The organism is Rhodococcus sp. B10 (assembly GCF_011770055.1).
Taxonomy (GTDB): domain Bacteria; phylum Actinomycetota; class Actinomycetes; order Mycobacteriales; family Mycobacteriaceae; genus Rhodococcoides; species Rhodococcoides kyotonensis_B.
The window spans coordinates 105,694-121,428 of the sequence record NZ_JAAFYV010000014.1; the positions used below are offsets into that span (position 1 = coordinate 105,694).

Consider the following 15,735-nt stretch of genomic DNA (forward strand, 5'->3'; position numbering starts at 1 on the left):
GGGTTCAGCGATTCCGGAGCCCGGGAACGACCACTGCCCGGCCGGCCACTTTGCCTTCCCGCAGTGCGATCAGAGCGTCGGCGATGTCTTCCAGATCGAATCGCTGGACGGTCAGGACCAGATCACCGGACAGCAGTCGGTCGATCATGACAGGTGCGAGTTCGGCCTGTCGATCGGTCTTGCGCATCATGTTGACCGGAAGCAGCGACACGTCGCTGAGCAACCAGTTCGGCAGATCGACGGTCAGTTCCGTACCCAGGGTGTAGCCGATCAGCGCGGCCCGACCACCCGGCACCACCGTCCGCAGTAGCGGCGCGAGTACGTCGCCGCCCAGGGTGTCGATCAATACGTCGGCGACGGGCTCCGATCCGAGCGCCTCGAGCAACGTGTCCCCGCGCCCCACCACCGGCCGTACGCCTGCGGGCACCAACTCGACCTGGTCCTCGCGCGGTACGACCCCGATGACCTCGGCCGCTCCGGCCAGCAGCGCGAACTGTGCGGCCATCGCGCCGACGGCGCCGGACGCGCCGGAGACGACGACGCGTTCACCCGGCGCGACCCGAGCCACGTCGTTGACCGATACGTATCCGGTGGTGCTCGGCAGGAAGAAGGTCGCGGCGACGGCTGGATCGAGCTCGGCGTTCACCGGAGTGAGAGCGCGGTCGTCGACGACGACGTAGTCGGCCCAGCAGCCGTTCTTGAACAGTCCGATCCCTTTGCCGCGCACGAGGACTCGTGAGCCGATGGGCAAGGTGTCGGACTCCACCACGGTGCCGGACCCGTCCGTGCCGCCGATGTGCGGCAGCGTGGGCTTGACCCCGAACGTGCCGCTGGCGACGGTGAGGTCGAGATGGCCGAGGGCGGCCGCGTCGACCCGAACGAGGGAACGACCCGGTTCCCGCACCGGTACATCGATGTCCTCGACGACGGGGCTCTCGCCGTAGGTGTGCAGTAGCGCGGCGCGCATGTGGCCTCCTGAAATAGTGTGCGGGGTGGTCAGCGCAGTGTCTGTGCGGACCGTAGGGATGCGATCTGGTCGGGCGTGTAGCCGAGGATCGTGCTCAACACGTCGTCGGTGTCGGATCCGAGAACGGGGGCGGGGCGACGAACACCGCCCCTGGTGGACGACATACGGATGGGCGTTCCCTCGTGCAGGAAGGTGCCCGCCACGGGATGGTCGACGGGGACGTAGAACTGTCGATCACGCAGGTGCACATCGTGTTCCACGAGATCCCTGCCGTTCTGCACCGCGCCCGCGGGCACGCCCGCCTGCTGCAGCGCGTCCTGAACCACTGCGACCGGACGTACGCGGGTCCAGGCCTCCACGGCATCGCGTATGTCCTTGTCTCGGGCGCGTCGAGCATCGGCCGTCTGCAGAAGGGGGTCGTCGACCCAGTCGGTTCGGCCCACGACACGGCACAGGGCCGCCCACTCGGCATGATCGCGTACCGCCACGGCGCACCACGAGTCGGCGCCGAGGCATCGATACACCCCGTGCGGCGCATACAGTCTGTGCGCGTTGCCGATCGGGGTCGGAGTGATGCCCGCGCCGTTGGCGCTGACGACCGACGTACCCATGTGCGACGCCATCGCTTCGAGTTGCGAGAGGTCGATGTGTTGCCCGCGGCCGGTGCGGCTGCGATGTTCGAGAGCCGCGAGCGTCGCCAACGCCGCCTGCAACCCGGCGACGATGTCACCGTGGCCGTAGATGACTCCGACGACGTCGTCGACGGACCAGCCGGTCAGGGCCGTGAGACCGCTGCTGGCAGAGACGATGTCGGCGTACGAGACCCAGTCCTTGCGAGGTCCGGTATGGCCCATGCCGGACATGGAGGTGTAGACGATACCCGGGCGAATGCTGTCGAGTTCGGCGTAACCGAGGCCCATCCGTTCCATCACCGACGAACTGAAGTTCTCGACGACGACGTCGCACGTGGCGATCAGATCCCGCAGGACCGCAAGCCCTTCCGGCGATCTGGTGTCGAGTGTGATGCTGCGTTTGTTGCGGTTGACGTCGTTGAAGTAGCCGCTGGTGTTCGGGTCGTCGCCGCCGTCCCGCGACAGGTGCATGAACGGGGCGAAGCGCGTCGGGTCCGGTCGTCCGAGCGACTCGACCTTGATCACCTCCGCGCCGTGGTCGGCCAGAATGCGCGTGCAGTACGGACCCGCGAGAACCCAGGTCAGATCGAGCACGCGTATCCCGGACAGCGCGAGCGGACCGGCCTGTTCGCTGCTGTGGGCGGGGAGCCGTACATCGGGCAACGACGTCAGCAGCTGTTGATCCGCTCCCAGCGCCTGCACGTCCAGACGCGTCGGCCGACGGCCCTCGGGGAACGCGAAGCCGAAGCCGAGGTCGCGCACGGTTCCCGTCTCACGTTCCAGATCGACGAAGAAGTCGCGATCGTTGAGTTGAGGGTTGCGGATCGTTTCGTCCGGCCTGTCCACGGCCGCCCACGGCAGTCGGTGGTCCTGGGCCGCGGCGGCGAACTCTTCCTTCGTCCACGACGAGAGAATGCGGTTCAGGACGTCGAAGATGTGCTGCTGCCCCGACTTTCGGGTGCGGGCGTCGGCCCACTTCGGATCGCCCAGATCCTCCTCCACACCCATCTCGGTGAGCCATGCGACGAGGTTGTCCCACATGCGCGGGCTGCCGCCTAGGCCTCCTCCGAGGTGTCCGTCCGCGGCGTCGAACAAGCCGTGCGGCACGAGAGGATGCACACGGCCCGGACGCGGTGGAACTCGGTCTTCGTGCAGGTACGCCAGCGTTCCTGCTTCGAGCGCCGCCGCGACGCATTCCTGTGCCGAGATGTCGATGTCCTGCCCGCCGTGTCCGCGACGTCGGGCCGACAGGCCGAGCAGAGCGCCGATGGCAGCGTTGACGCCGGCGAGTTGTTCGGCTTGACCCTCGGGCAAAAGCAACGGGGGTCCGTCCGGATCCCCGACCTGTGCCATGGCGCCGCCGCGTGCGGCGACGGTCAGATCCGTTCCCTCCCAACCACTGTGGACGCCGTCGCTGCCGAACGGGGTGACGCGGACGCGGACGAGACCGTCGACGTCGGGCAAAGGCGTTGCGCCGGGCTGCCTTCCGTCGAGCACGATGTCGGCCCACTGCAGCAGAGTGGTCAGTGACGTCGACCCGCTCGCGGTGCCCGTCTCGACGACGACCGATCGCTTACCCGCGTGCCAGTGCGCGAACGTGCACCCGCCGAGGTCGCGACGCGTATCGTCACCCTCCGGTGGCTCGACGAGTACGACGTCGCAGCCGATTCCGACCAGCATCCGCCCGGCGGACCGCACGAAGGGCCCCGACAGCTCGACAACTCGGATGTCGTTGTCACTCAAGGTGGATCTCTCCGATCGTCGCGGTTGCTGGATGTCGTCGACACTAGATGCGCATCGGTTGTCGTGCGAACGGTGCGGGACCGCTGACCGGACCGATCTCGTATGCAGTGACCGTCGCCGTTCCTACTCTGTGCCTCATGACAACGTTGGAGCCACACACGATCGGCGAAGCCGCGGATCGTCTCGCCGCAGCGGCGCGCACCAGGCAGCCGTGTTCACCGGTGCGTGATCTCATCGGCCGCGACGACATCGCGTCCGCGTACCGGATTCAGTCACGCAACATCGATGCGCTGCTCGCGTCGGGGCGGACTGTCGTGGGTCGCAAGATCGGGTTGACGTCGCCCGCCGTCCAGCGTCAACTCGGCGTCGACCGACCCGATTTCGGAGTGTTGCTCGACGACATGGACTGCACGGGAGCGGGCCCGCTCGACATCACCCGTGTTCTGCAACCGAAGATCGAGGCGGAGATCGCCGTGATCCTCGATGTCGACGTCACCGAAGAGTTGACCGCAGAACGGGCGCCCGATGTGGTCTCGACCGTGTTCGCGGCCTTCGAGATCGTCGACAGCCGAATTGCAGACTGGGACATCTCGCTGGCCGACACGGTGGCGGACAACGCGTCGTCCGGCCTGTTCGTGCTCGGCGATTCGGTGCCACGTGTCGATGCACCAGATCTCGCCTCGGTCGCGATGACGCTGACCGCGGACGGAGTCGAGGTGTCCACCGGTCGTGGTTCGGACTGCTTGGGCAGTCCGTGGAACGCACTGGTGTGGTTGGCGAACACCTGCATCGAGTTCGGTGCCCCGCTCCGCGCAGGCGACATCGTGCTGACCGGAGCGCTCGGCCCGATGGTCCCCGTCGCACCGGGAAGCACGTACACGACGACGATCTCGGGAATCGGCACCGCCACAGCCACATTCACGCATCGACCGGAAGAGGACAGGTAGCACCATGGCCACCACGAAGGCCGCAGTCATCGGTTCCGGAAACATCGGAACCGATCTGGTCATCAAATTGAAGCGGATCGCGAAGAACGTCGAGATCGCCGTCCTCGTCGGAATCGACCCGGCATCCGACGGCCTCGCCCGCGCCGCCCGGATGGGCATCGACACCGTCGCCACCGGCGTACAGGGTCTGATCGAACACCCGGACTTCGACGACATCGAGATCGTCTTCGACTCCACGTCGGCTGCCGCCCACAAGGCGAACGAGGAGGCGTTGCGTCCGTACGGCAAACGCCTGATCGACCTGACGCCCGCCGCGATCGGCCCGTTCGTCGTCCCCGCGGTCAACCTGGACGAACACCTCGACGCGCCGGTGGTCAACATGGTGACGTGCGGCGGACAGGCGACCATCCCCGTCGTGGCAGCGATCTCGTCCGTCACCCCGGTCCACTACGCGGAGATCGTCGCGTCGATCGCGTCGAAATCCGCAGGTCCCGGTACGCGGGCCAACATCGACGAGTTCACCGAGACGACGGCCGCCGCGATCGAACAGGTGGGCGGTGCGGCACACGGCAAGGCCATCATCGTGTTGAACCCGGCAGATCCGCCTCTCATCATGCGAGACACCGTCCTGGCACTGGTGTCCGATCCGGACCAGGATGCGATCCGCCGGTCGATCCTCGACATGATCGACACCGTGTCGGCCTACGTACCGGGATATCGCCTCAAGCAGGACGTGCAGTTCACTCGTGTGGACGACGGCGACTCGATGACCACGCTGACCGGTGGCGTCGACAAGGGCCCAGGGCTGTGGAAGGTCTCGGTCTTTCTCGAGGTCGAGGGGGCTGCACACTACCTCCCGGCATACGCGGGAAATCTCGACATCATGACGTCGGCGGCACTGCAGGTCGCGGAGACGATCGCGGGCGACAGGGCAAAGGTGGCAGCACGATGAGCATCTCGACCGACAACCGTTCGACCGTGCCCGACGGCGCGGCGTTGTACATCCAGGACGTGACGCTGCGCGACGGTATGCACGCGTTGCGGCATCGCATCAGCCCCGAGAACGTGGGGCGAATCGCGGGCGCGCTGGACCGTGCAGGCGTCGACGCCATCGAGGTGACGCACGGGGACGGCCTTGCAGGCCACAGCCTCACGTACGGCCCCGGCAGCAACACCGACTGGGAATGGATCGAAGCTGCTGCGGCACAGGTTCATCGGGCCCGGCTCACGACGCTGTTGCTTCCCGGTGTCGGGACGGTCAAGGAGCTGAAGCGGGCGTTCGAGATGGGAGTGACGTCGGTCCGCGTCGCGACCCATTGCACCGAGGCGGACGTGTCCGCGCAGCATATTTCGACGGCACGAGAACTCGGCATGGACGTCTCCGGGTTCCTGATGATGTCCCATCTCGCGGAGCCGGCTCTTCTCGCGGAGCAGGCGAAGAAGATGGAGTCCTACGGCGCCCAGTGCGTCTACGTCACCGACTCGGGTGGGCGTCTGACCATGGATGGGGTGCGCGACCGCGTGCGCGCCTATCGGGACGTGCTCGATCCCGAGACGCAGATCGGAATTCACGCTCACCAGAACCTGTCGTTGTCCGTGGCCAATTCCGTTGTGGCCGTGGAGGAAGGCGTGACGCGTGTCGACGCGTCGCTGGCCGGGCACGGCGCAGGCGCCGGTAACTGCCCGCTCGAGCCGTTCGTGGCCGTCGCAGATCTGTACGGGTGGAAGCACAGCTGCGACCTGTTCGGGTTGCAGGATGCGGCCGACGACATCGTGCGTCCTCTTCAGGATCGACCGGTGCAGGTCGATCGCGAGACGCTCACCCTGGGCTATGCGGGCGTCTACTCGAGCTTCCTCCGGCACGCCGAATCCGCTGCCGCGCAGTACGGATTGGACACGCGCTCGATTCTGCTCGCTGTCGGTGAGCGGGGACTCGTGGGAGGTCAGGAGGATCTGATCGCCGACATCGCCTTGGATCTGTCGTCGGAGCGACGCGTCCGATCCTGACCGCCGATGCCCTCGCGCCTACTCTGCGCCGCTGACGATCTGGATCAGATTGCCGCAGGTGTCGTCGAACGTCGCGAGGGTCATCGAGCCCATCTCGGTGGGCTGCTGCGTGAACACGACGCCGAGCTTCGTGAGCCGCTCGTACTCGGCGTTCACGTCGTCGACCATGAACGACGTCGCCGGAATGCCGTCTTCCATCAACGCGGTCTTGAACGGCTTCAGGGCCGGGTGCACGTCGGGCTCGAGGGACACTTCCGGCCCGTCCGGATTCTCGGCGCTGACGATGGTGAGCCATTTGTGCTCACCGAGCGGGATCTCGTGCTTGACGACGAAACCCAGTGTCGTGGTGTAGAACTCGAGTGCCTTGTCCTGGTCGGGGACGAACAGGGACGAGATGTAGATCTTCACGTGAACTCCTGAGCGATGGGCCAGCGTTGCTGGATCCGGGCGAGTGGGCGTGTGTCGACATAGAGGAACTTGTAGCGGCCCTGACGCTCGGCGCGGACCAGCTGCGCCGAGGCCAGGACGTCGAGATGCTGCGAAACTGCTTGCCGCGACGACGAATTGCCGTGATTCATGATCAATCTCGTGCACAGTTCGAACAATGTCTGACCGTCGCGCTCCACCAGCTCGTCGAGGATGATTCGGCGAGTCGGGTCTGCGAGCGCCTTGAACAGTTCGGAGTCGTCCGGCTGTTCGGTCACGCCCTCACCATAGGCAAGCGATGACTTGCCTGTCAACGCATCAGAGCTGGTTGACGCGAATCAGGTTGCCCGCGGGATCGCGGAAGGCGCAGTCGCGCACGCCGTAGTCCTGATCGATCGGTTCCTGCAGTACGTCCGCCCCCGCCGCCTGCAGACGCTCGAAAAGACCGTCCAGGTCGTCGGTGGCCAGCGTCACGGCGCCGTACGAACCCTTGGCGATGAGGTCGAGAATGGTGCGACGCTCGTCGTCGGTGATTCCGGGGTCGACGGCAGGCGGGTGAAGCACGATCGAGGTGCCCGGCTGTCCGACGGGCCCGACGGTGATCCACCGCATGTCTTCGTAGCCGACGTCCTTGCGGACCTCGAAACCCAGTGTGTCGCGGTAGAAGCCCAGTGCCGCGTCGGCATCGGTGTGCGGGAGGAACGCGTAGTGAATGGTGATGTTCATGTCCATCACGCTAAAGGGGCTACTGCTGCCGCGCTTCTCGATTCCTGACCGGTCTCGTCACCTGTTTGGCCAGGCACGGCGGAATGCCCTCGCCGTGCTGTGAGTGGTCGCGTCGATAGACGCTCGGCGGCACGCCGACCAGCTCCGTGAACCGGGTACTGAACGTGCCGAGCGACGACGAGCCGACGGCGAAGCAGATCTCGGTGACACTCATGTCCCCGCGCCTCAGCAGCGTCATCGCCCGCTCGATCCGTCGCGTCATCAGGTACGAGTACGGGGATTCGCCGTAGACGCGGCGGAATTCGCGACTCAGATGACCGGCGGACATGTGCGCACCGCGCGCGAGTGCGTCGACGTCGAGAGGTTTCGCGTACTCGCGGTCGATCCGGTCGCGAACGCGTCGCATGGCGGTGATGTCGCGCAAGCGCTGTTCTTCCGCACGTTCCGGTGTCACCCCCGCATCGTTCCACGCCCGGAGCGCAGATCGGCCCCCAACCCGAGTACGGATTGGGGGCCGAGGGGTGCGACCGTCAGGGTGTCGGCGTCGCCGTCGTGGTCGGTGCGACCGATGTGGTGACCGGTGCTTCCGTCGTCGACGGGGCGGCCGGGGTCTCCGTGACAACGGCCGGAGCGCTCTCGACGGGGAGACCAGGAGCCGGGGCACCCTCGACCGGGGCGGCGGGAGCGACCTCGGCGGGAGCAGCAGGAACTGCTGCGAGAGGGGCAGGCGCGGCCGGTGCGACAGGCTGAACCGAGGCGCCGGACGCGACCGGTGCAGCGGATGTCGTCGTCGGAGCCGGGGTTGCCGACTGCGCGACCAGGAGAGCCTTCTGCTGAACCTCGGCCGACTTGATCGGCTTGCCCGCCTCGGCATCCTTGGCGAGCTGGGTCAGCCACGCCGCGGCGTACTGTGCCGACGTCAGCGGGCGTCCGTTCGACGCGTCCGCGTCACGCCAGTAGTCGAAGTGCGCTCCCGAGCCGGGGCCGAGCGTCTGACCGTACGGATCGTTCATCAGCACGGGCACGGTGTCGGTGTTCGATCCGATGAGGCCGACGATCTCCTTGACGATCTTCGACGGTAGGTAGGCCAGGTTGACGGCCTTGTCTGCGGGCAACGGCGCCTCGTCCGGGTCCGTTCCTTCCTCGGTGTCCGTCTTCGCGGATACCTTGGTAGTCGGGTCCGGAGGTGTGTACCCGGGCTCGGAGACCTTGATCAGAACCTGGAGGAAGGTCTCGTCACCGGCGAGCCAGTTGTCCTGCGACGCGATGTCCATGAAGGCGAGCCCGGCGATGCGTCCGATGACCATGGCCATGTCGGCGCCGGTGGCAGGGGTGACCGTGTTGTCGCGCTGGATGGCGTCGACGTCGAGCTGACGGCCGACGTTGGCGGCCAGGTGCAGCAGCGACGTGTTCTGCGGCATCGCGCAGGTCAGGTCCTTCTGCGAGCAGAACGACGCGACCTTGCCATCGAGTGCTCCGAAGCTGCCTGCCGTGCCCGGCAGCGCGCCCGCGCCTGCGGGGCCCGACGCGTTGTTCTGGTACTTGGTGTCGAAGTTGTCCGGGTTGGTGCCGGTCTTCGAGCCGGGGAACGGATTGTCGCCGTCCTCGCGCCCCGCGTCGGCCAGAATCACGACGCCGACGACCTGCGACGGGTCCACGATGCCGTACTTGCCGTTGTCGTCGGCGACCTGGTTGCCGATCTCCATCGCGGTACGACGGGTGACGTCGGCGCCCTCGCTGTAGCCGACGATCGCGAAGCGCGTCTTCGGGCAGGAGGCGACGATGGCCTTCATGACGGTCTGGGCGTTCTGGACACCGGTGTCGACGGCGGTCTCGTAGGTGGCGAGGTTAGCCGGGTAATCGATGTACACGGCTGCGTACGAACCCTGCTTCACGGCGTCGTTCGGAGCGCCGACCATCTGGTCGATCCAATCGCTCTCGAAATCGCCTGCGAGCGCGGCCGGGAGGGCGGTGCCGTCGGGCGTCGTCAGAAATTTCGTCGCGCTGTTGCTCGGAGTGTCGCCGCGTCCACCGATCGCGATGCTGACCATGTCGTAGCAGGTCGCGGTCGACGCGAGTTCTACCTCGGCATCGGACGACGACAGCGTGTCGGTGGTGAGAACCGCTGCACCGACGGCCAGGGCTCCCAGGGACACGAAGGCGACGGCGCTGGTGATCAGCCGTCGGGTCTTGCGAGGCGAGCGAATACCCATGTTCCATCCCAATCAGTTCGTCGCGCTGCATCCGAGGGGCGTGCGGCGCGGGCGGGCTACACGGAATTCGTCTCTCCTGTCATTCGCGTTACAGGGCGTCGGGAACTTCGTGGACCCATACCCTAGGGGGGTATGGTAGAACGGAGTGATGAACATGACGGTGAAGCTCGCGGGGTACGTAGTCGGAATTACATTGGTGTTCTTCGCAACATACGCACTCGGTACCGCCGTCGGACCGGTCGGAGAAGCTCCGGCTCAGCACGAACATGCGCAGGTAGTCGATGGCCAGTGAAAGAACGGCGGGAGGAATGACCCAGGTCGAGTTGGTTCTGGGCGGCATGACGTGTGCTTCGTGCGCCAATCGGATCGAACGCAAACTCAACAAACTCGACGGCGTCACCGCGACGGTCAACTACGCCACCGAGAAGGCGCGCGTCACGAGTGACGGCGTCCCCGCCGAGGACCTGATCAAGGCCGTCGAGGCCGCGGGGTACACCGCGACGCTCCCGGCCGCGGAACCCGAAGAGGCTCCGGAAACGGATCCGCTGAAACAGCGATTGCTGGTCTCGGCGGTTCTGTCGGTCCCGGTGATCGCGATGGCGATGGTGCCTGCGCTGCAGTTCACGAACTGGCAGTGGTTGTCGCTGACCTTGGCTGCACCCGTCGTCGTGTGGGGTGCGTGGCCGTTCCACAAGGCTGCGTGGACCAATCTGCGGCACGGCACGTCGACGATGGACACGCTCGTCTCGATGGGCACGCTCGCCGCGCTCGGCTGGTCGGTGTACGCGCTGTTCTTCGGAACCGCAGGCACGCCGGGCATGAAGCACCCGTTCGAGCTGACGATCGCGCGAATGGACGGGTCGTCGAACATCTACTTCGAGGCCGCGGCAGGCGTCACGACGTTCATTCTTGCGGGTCGCTACTTCGAGTCGCGGTCCAAGCGTCGGGCCGGGGCGGCGCTGCGGGCGTTGCTCGACCTCGGCGCCAAGGACGTGACGGTGCTGCGCGACGGCGTCGAACATCAGGTTCCCGTGGCCGATCTCGCCGTCGGAGACCTGTTCCTCGTGCGACCCGGCGAGAAGATCGCGACGGACGGCGTCGTCGATTCCGGTGCGTCCGCGGTCGACGCGTCGATGCTCACCGGTGAATCCGTGCCCGTCGAGGTAGCCGTGGGCGACACCGTGGTCGGTGCGACGGTCAACGTCGGCGGCAAGCTCGTCGTGCGGGCGACGCGGATCGGATCGGACACCCAGCTCGCGCAGATGGCCAAGCTCGTCGAGGACGCACAGACCGGAAAAGCGCAGGCGCAGAAGCTCGCCGACCGCATCTCCGGTGTCTTCGTGCCGATCGTCATCGCCATCTCGGTGGGAACGCTCGGGTTCTGGCTCGGCACAGGCGGTTCCGTCGCCGCTGCCTTCACGGCCGCGGTGGCGGTACTCATCATCGCGTGCCCGTGCGCACTGGGGTTGGCGACGCCGACGGCCTTGATGGTCGGCACCGGACGGGCCGCGCAGCTCGGCATTCTGATCAAGGGACCCGAGATGCTCGAGTCGACGCGTCGCATCGACACCGTCGTGCTCGACAAGACCGGAACCGTCACCACCGGCGTCATGACGCTGCTCGCCGTCCATGCCGCGCCTGGCGAGGATGCCGACGAGGTTCTGCGCGTTGCCGGTTCGATCGAGGCGGGCTCCGAACATCCGATCGCGCGTGCGATAGCCGATGCGGCCGAGGACAAGTGGCCCGTCGACGAGTTCTCGAACGTGGCGGGCGCGGGAGTCACCGGAATCGTCGACGGCCGAGCCGTCGTGCTGGGACGTGCTGCGCTGCTGACGGAGTGGGCTCAGCCGCTCCCACCGGAGCTCGAGATGGCGATGGCCGACGCCGAACACGACGGCCGTACCGCGGTCGCGATCGGGTGGGACGGCACGGCACGCGGCGTTCTCGTCGTCGCCGACGCGATCAAACCCACGTCGACACAGGCCGTCGCCGAACTACGTGAACTCGGCCTGACGCCCGTCATGCTGACCGGCGACAACGAAGCGGCGGCGAAGAAGATCGCCGCCGAGGTCGGAATCGACCACGTCATCGCGGGCGTCATGCCGGAAGGAAAGGTCGACGCGGTTGCTCGGCTTCAGTCCGAGGGCAAGGTCGTCGCGATGGTCGGCGACGGCGTCAACGACGCGGCCGCCTTGGCCACGGCCGATCTCGGCCTGTCGATGGGGACGGGCACCGACGTCGCGATCGAAGCGAGCGACTTGACGCTCGTGCGTGGGGATCTACGGGCCGTCGGCGACGCCATTCGGTTGTCGCGGCGCACGTTGACGACCATCAAGGGCAACCTGTTCTGGGCGTTCGCGTACAACGTCGCGGCGATTCCGCTCGCGGCAGCGGGCCTGCTGAATCCGATGCTCGCGGGGGCGGCGATGGCCTTCTCTTCGGTGTTCGTGGTCAGTAACAGTCTGCGTTTGCGGAGATTTTCTGCCTCGTAGTACAAGATGGAGGAATGGCCGACGCAGTAGATGTCCCTATCCGTGACGAGTCGATCCGGCTCGGGCAATTCCTGAAGCTCACGAATCTCATCGAGTCCGGGTCCGAGGCGAAGGAAATCATCGCCGACGGCCTGGTCAGCGTCAACGGGGAAGTCGATGTGCGACGCGGCAGGCAGCTTCATCAAGGAGATGTCGTCTCCATCGACGGTGGGCCTTCCGCCCGCGTCGTGAACGGTGGCGGCTGGTGAGCGTCGGCGAGCGCGGTCTACCCAGAGAGCAAGTTCCAGGCGCGTTCGACGTCGGCGCGCGGGCGTACGACAGGCTCGTCGGCGCCAACCCCGGATATCACGAGCACCTCGCCAAGTCCGCCGAGCGACTACGGCTGCCCGGGCTGGGCGACGGGCTTACCTTGCTCGACATCGGCTGTGGCACAGGCGCATCCACGGCGGCGCTGTTGAAGGCTGCGCCGCACGCCACGATCGTCGCGGCCGATGCGTCGTCGGAGATGCTCGAAGTCGCGCGGAGCAAGCAGTGGCCACCCAACGTCACGTTCGTGCACTCGCGGGTGGAAGACCTGCACGAGAACGGGGTCGACGGGCCGTTCGACGGTATCCTCGCCGCATACCTGATCCGGAACGTCGACGACCCGGACACGGAGCTGAAGTCGTTGTGGTCCTTGCTGAAACCGGGTGCATCGATCGCGTTCCACGAGTACTCGGTGCGCGATTCCCGTCGTGCGCAGGCGTTGTGGTCGCTGGTGTGCTGGGCGGTGATCATTCCGCTGGGGTATCTCGCGACTCGGGATGCCACGCTGTACAAGCATCTGTGGCGCAGTGTCGTGACGTTCGACGGCGCAACCGAATTCACGCGGCGCATGCAGCGCGCCGGGTTCACCGGCCTCGGCACCGAGACGATGACCGGATGGCAGAACGGCGTCGTACACACGTTCCTCGGGGCGCGGCCGTCGGAGATCGTATGAACGACCGCAGACGCGTCGTACACGAAGGGCCGGACGGATATCCGTCTGCTGCGTCGTTGGCGTCGGTGCCGCGCGTCGCGGTGATCGGCGGCGGTATCGCCGGGTTGTCGGCGGCAACAGCGCTGGCGGAACGCGGCGTCTCCGTCACGGTGTTCGAGAAGGAGTCGTACCTGGGTGGCCGGGTCGGCGGTTGGTCGACTGTTCTGGACGACGGGTCGCCTGCGACGATGAGCCGCGGGTTCCACGCGTTCTTCCGCCAGTACTACAACCTCCGGAACCTGTTGCGGCGGACCGATCCTGACCTGTCCCGGTTGCACGAGGTGGAGGATTACCCGCTGATCGACGACTCCGGCCGCGTGGACGGATTCAAGGGATTGCCGTCGACACCGGGGTTGAATGCGTTCGCGTTCGTCGGTCGGAGTCCGACGTTCCGGTTGCGAGACCTGTTCTCGCTCAACGCTGTTGCGGCGCTTCCGTTGATGACGGTCAGTGTCCCCGGGATCTACGAGCAGCTCGACGAGGTGCCCGCCGCGGAGTTCCTGCGGCGCATCAACTTTCCCGAGCCGGCCCGTCACCTTGCGTTCGGTGTGTTCTCGCGCAGCTTCTTCGCCGACCCGGAAGAGATGTCGGCGGCCGAACTGGCGATGATGTTCCACCTGTACTTCCTCGGCTCGTCCGAGGGGTTGGTGTTCGACGTGCCGGTCGGGCCGTACCCGCAGTCGCTGTGGGAACCGTTGGGCGAGTATCTGACCGGCCTCGGCGTCGACATCCGATTGGGTGCGGCGGTGAAGGAGATCTCGCGGGGCTTCGACGTCGACGGTGAGAAGTTCGACGCGGTGGTGTTGGCGACGGATATCGGTGGCCTGCAGAAGTTGACCGGTTCTCTGGGGACTGCCGCGTGGCGCTCGCAGGTGGCAGGGCTGCAGAACACGCCGCCGTTCCTGGTGCACCGCGTGTGGCTGGACAAGCCCGTGAACGCGGACCGACCCGCGTTCATCGGCACCGGCGGAATGCCGCCGATCGACAACATCAGTGTGCTCGAGAGGTTCGAGGACGAGGCTGCCGAATGGGCTGGGCGCACGGGCGGTTCGGTCGTCGAGTTGCACGCCTATGCCGCAACGGAATCCGAGGACGTCACGCGTGAGCAGCTGATGGCGCGGATGCATGAGATCTATCCGGAAACGGCCTTGGCGACGGTGGTGGACTCGCGCACGGAATGGCGAGATGATTGCCCGCTCTTCGGTCTGGGAGCTTTTGCTGGCAGACCCACCGTGCGCACGCCGGAGCCGGGACTCGTGTTGGCGGGCGACGGGATTCGCATCGACCTGCCCGTCGCGCTGATGGAACGTGCAGCGACGACGGGTCTTTCGGCGGCGAACACACTGTTGTCCGGCTGGGGTATCGCGGGGCACGACATCCTGACCGTCCCGGTGCGGGGGCGCTACCGGGTGTTCGACGCCTTGGCGTCCTTGCGTCAGCTCTGAGGGTTCGGCTGGGTCAGCGCCCCTTCGACCTGAGGTGGTACCGACGCTCGGCGTAGTCGAGGTCGTCCTTCCACAACCGGGCGGCGGTGAAGTTCATCGCCGGACGCAACACGGGCGAGACGCGTCGGGCAATCTTGAAGCCCTTGCGGTCCGAGCTCGCGATGGTGGCCTCGATGACCGCCGTGCGCGGCTTACCGTCCGGGCCGGGGCCGAGTGGCGTCGCATGGGTTTCGACGACGCTTCCCACGCCCTCGCCTTCGAGGATGCGCATGATGATCGTGCGTGGACCCGGGCAGACGAACTCCGCCCGCACCGGGACGCCGATGCCCCGGCTGACGCGAAAGGTGACGTCGACGAGGAATCGGTCGTCCTCCTCGGGGACGTCGATGTCGCGGGGCGCGTCGACGACCTTCAGTCGCGCGAACGAGTACGGGTGGAACCAGGCGCCGTGCCACGGATCGAGACGGTTGGCGATGACGTCGTCGGTTTCGCAGATACCCGTCAGGGTGATGACGGCGTCGATGCTCGTCGACGCGGCGGGGCGGATCGGGACAATGGGGACGTCCGTCGGCTCCTCGCCGCCCAGGTCGTCGAGGCGGACCCACACGAGAACGCCGTCGTCGAACGCGGGAAACGGTCGCCAGCCGGGGCGACCCTTGGGGCCGAGCGGCATGCCGTGCCACAGGCAGATGAGGGTGTCGCACTCGATCTTGGCCTTGTCGAGCGGCGCGCCGAGGTGCGGGCACGATCCGGGTGCGATGTGGATGCCGCCCGTGTCGTCCCGCCAGGCAACGAGTTCGATGCCGGCGATGTCGCGGCCGAACGGTTCCTTCGTGCCGATGTCGCGGCTCGCGGCGAAGACGAACCAGTTGCCCGTCGGCCTGGTCTTCGCGCGCTTGAGCGCAGACTCGATGACCTGCGGGTTCGCGCCCTTCCAGGTGGGCTCCTGCTTCGCCCACGACTCGGTCGGAAGCGGTTGCAGGGGGATCTTCTTCGGCCAGCGGCTGCGTAGCGCTTCGAGCGACACCATGATCAACAGGGTAGGCGGGTTCCGCGCAGGTTGCAGCGAGTGCGCGGGTTGCAACGTGCGCGTGTGCTGGAAGGTGCGCGGTGGGGGTG

The 15,735-nt window shown here is 66.6% G+C and carries 16 protein-coding genes; 8 read left to right on the forward strand and 8 right to left on the reverse strand.

All coding sequences use genetic code 11. The annotated features are described in order from the left end of the window. Window positions 1–4 precede the first annotated feature (4 nt). Window positions 5–967, reverse strand: coding sequence for a zinc-binding dehydrogenase (locus RhoFasB10_RS11725; RefSeq protein WP_068429791.1), 963 nt, complete (start codon window positions 965–967; stop codon window positions 5–7). Between the two features lie 29 nt (window positions 968–996). Beyond that, window positions 997–3,342: a CoA transferase gene (locus RhoFasB10_RS11730; protein WP_167676499.1), complete on the reverse strand. Its 2,346-nt coding sequence runs from the start codon at window positions 3,340–3,342 to the stop codon at window positions 997–999. Window positions 3,343–3,479: 137 nt separating this feature from the next. Between RhoFasB10_RS11730 and RhoFasB10_RS11735 the strand changes: the two genes are divergently transcribed. Genes RhoFasB10_RS11735 through dmpG form a run of 3 tightly spaced genes read left to right on the forward strand, consistent with a single transcriptional unit; the run spans window position 3,480 to window position 6,296 of the window. Continuing rightward, window positions 3,480–4,289 carry a fumarylacetoacetate hydrolase family protein gene (locus tag RhoFasB10_RS11735; protein ID WP_068430089.1) on the forward strand — a complete coding sequence of 270 codons (810 nt, stop codon included), beginning with the start codon at window positions 3,480–3,482 and terminating at the stop codon, window positions 4,287–4,289. Between the two features lie 4 nt (window positions 4,290–4,293). Beyond that, window positions 4,294–5,241, forward strand: coding sequence for an acetaldehyde dehydrogenase (acetylating) (locus RhoFasB10_RS11740; RefSeq protein ID WP_068429795.1), 948 nt, complete (start codon window positions 4,294–4,296; stop codon window positions 5,239–5,241). Further along, a complete protein-coding gene (gene dmpG / locus RhoFasB10_RS11745) occupies window positions 5,238–6,296 on the forward strand; it encodes a 4-hydroxy-2-oxovalerate aldolase (protein ID WP_068429798.1) in 1,059 nt (352 codons plus the stop codon). The genes RhoFasB10_RS11740 and dmpG overlap by 4 nt, the downstream gene beginning before the upstream one ends. Before the next feature lie 18 nt (window positions 6,297–6,314). On the opposite strand, the gene RhoFasB10_RS11750 is transcribed toward dmpG, so the two are convergent. The 5 genes from RhoFasB10_RS11750 to RhoFasB10_RS11770 form a co-directional block, all read right to left on the reverse strand. Beyond that, on the reverse strand, window positions 6,315–6,704 hold the full coding sequence (locus RhoFasB10_RS11750; RefSeq protein WP_167676500.1) for a VOC family protein: 390 nt from the start codon (window positions 6,702–6,704) through the stop codon (window positions 6,315–6,317). Then, entirely contained in the window at window positions 6,701–7,000 is a 300-nt protein-coding gene (locus RhoFasB10_RS11755; RefSeq protein ID WP_068429801.1) for a helix-turn-helix domain-containing protein, read from the reverse strand. The genes RhoFasB10_RS11750 and RhoFasB10_RS11755 overlap by 4 nt, the downstream gene beginning before the upstream one ends. Before the next feature lie 40 nt (window positions 7,001–7,040). Beyond that, window positions 7,041–7,448, reverse strand: coding sequence for a VOC family protein (locus tag RhoFasB10_RS11760; RefSeq protein ID WP_068430092.1), 408 nt, complete (start codon window positions 7,446–7,448; stop codon window positions 7,041–7,043). Between the two features lie 19 nt (window positions 7,449–7,467). Then, on the reverse strand, window positions 7,468–7,854 hold the full coding sequence (locus RhoFasB10_RS11765; RefSeq protein ID WP_068430095.1) for a helix-turn-helix transcriptional regulator: 387 nt from the start codon (window positions 7,852–7,854) through the stop codon (window positions 7,468–7,470). A 124-nt stretch (window positions 7,855–7,978) separates the two neighbouring features. Next, window positions 7,979–9,661 carry a cutinase family protein gene (locus RhoFasB10_RS11770; RefSeq protein WP_068429802.1) on the reverse strand — a complete coding sequence of 561 codons (1,683 nt, stop codon included), beginning with the start codon at window positions 9,659–9,661 and terminating at the stop codon, window positions 7,979–7,981. Window positions 9,662–9,815: 154 nt separating this feature from the next. Here RhoFasB10_RS11770 and RhoFasB10_RS11775 point away from each other — a divergent pair, with 154 nt between their 5' ends. Genes RhoFasB10_RS11775 through RhoFasB10_RS11795 form a run of 5 tightly spaced genes read left to right on the forward strand, consistent with a single transcriptional unit; the run spans window position 9,816 to window position 14,616 of the window. Next, window positions 9,816–9,953, forward strand: a complete 138-nt coding sequence (locus tag RhoFasB10_RS11775; RefSeq protein ID WP_167674330.1) for a hypothetical protein — start codon at window positions 9,816–9,818, stop codon at window positions 9,951–9,953. 16 nt (window positions 9,954–9,969) lie between these two features. Further along, window positions 9,970–12,153: a heavy metal translocating P-type ATPase gene (locus RhoFasB10_RS11780; protein WP_068429803.1), complete on the forward strand. Its 2,184-nt coding sequence runs from the start codon at window positions 9,970–9,972 to the stop codon at window positions 12,151–12,153. A 14-nt stretch (window positions 12,154–12,167) separates the two neighbouring features. After that, entirely contained in the window at window positions 12,168–12,401 is a 234-nt protein-coding gene (locus RhoFasB10_RS11785) for an RNA-binding S4 domain-containing protein (RefSeq protein WP_167676502.1), read from the forward strand. Further along, on the forward strand, window positions 12,398–13,132 hold the full coding sequence (locus tag RhoFasB10_RS11790; protein ID WP_068429808.1) for a class I SAM-dependent methyltransferase: 735 nt from the start codon (window positions 12,398–12,400) through the stop codon (window positions 13,130–13,132). Before RhoFasB10_RS11785 ends, RhoFasB10_RS11790 begins: the two co-directional genes overlap by 4 nt. Further along, on the forward strand, window positions 13,129–14,616 hold the full coding sequence (locus RhoFasB10_RS11795; RefSeq protein ID WP_068429811.1) for an FAD-dependent oxidoreductase: 1,488 nt from the start codon (window positions 13,129–13,131) through the stop codon (window positions 14,614–14,616). Before RhoFasB10_RS11790 ends, RhoFasB10_RS11795 begins: the two co-directional genes overlap by 4 nt. Before the next feature lie 13 nt (window positions 14,617–14,629). Here the strand turns inward: RhoFasB10_RS11795 and RhoFasB10_RS11800 are convergent, their stop codons facing one another. Continuing rightward, window positions 14,630–15,646 (reverse strand): DUF5914 domain-containing protein, encoded by a 1,017-nt coding sequence (locus RhoFasB10_RS11800; protein ID WP_068429813.1) that lies wholly within the window; start codon window positions 15,644–15,646, stop codon window positions 14,630–14,632. Window positions 15,647–15,735: the final 89 nt, after the last annotated feature.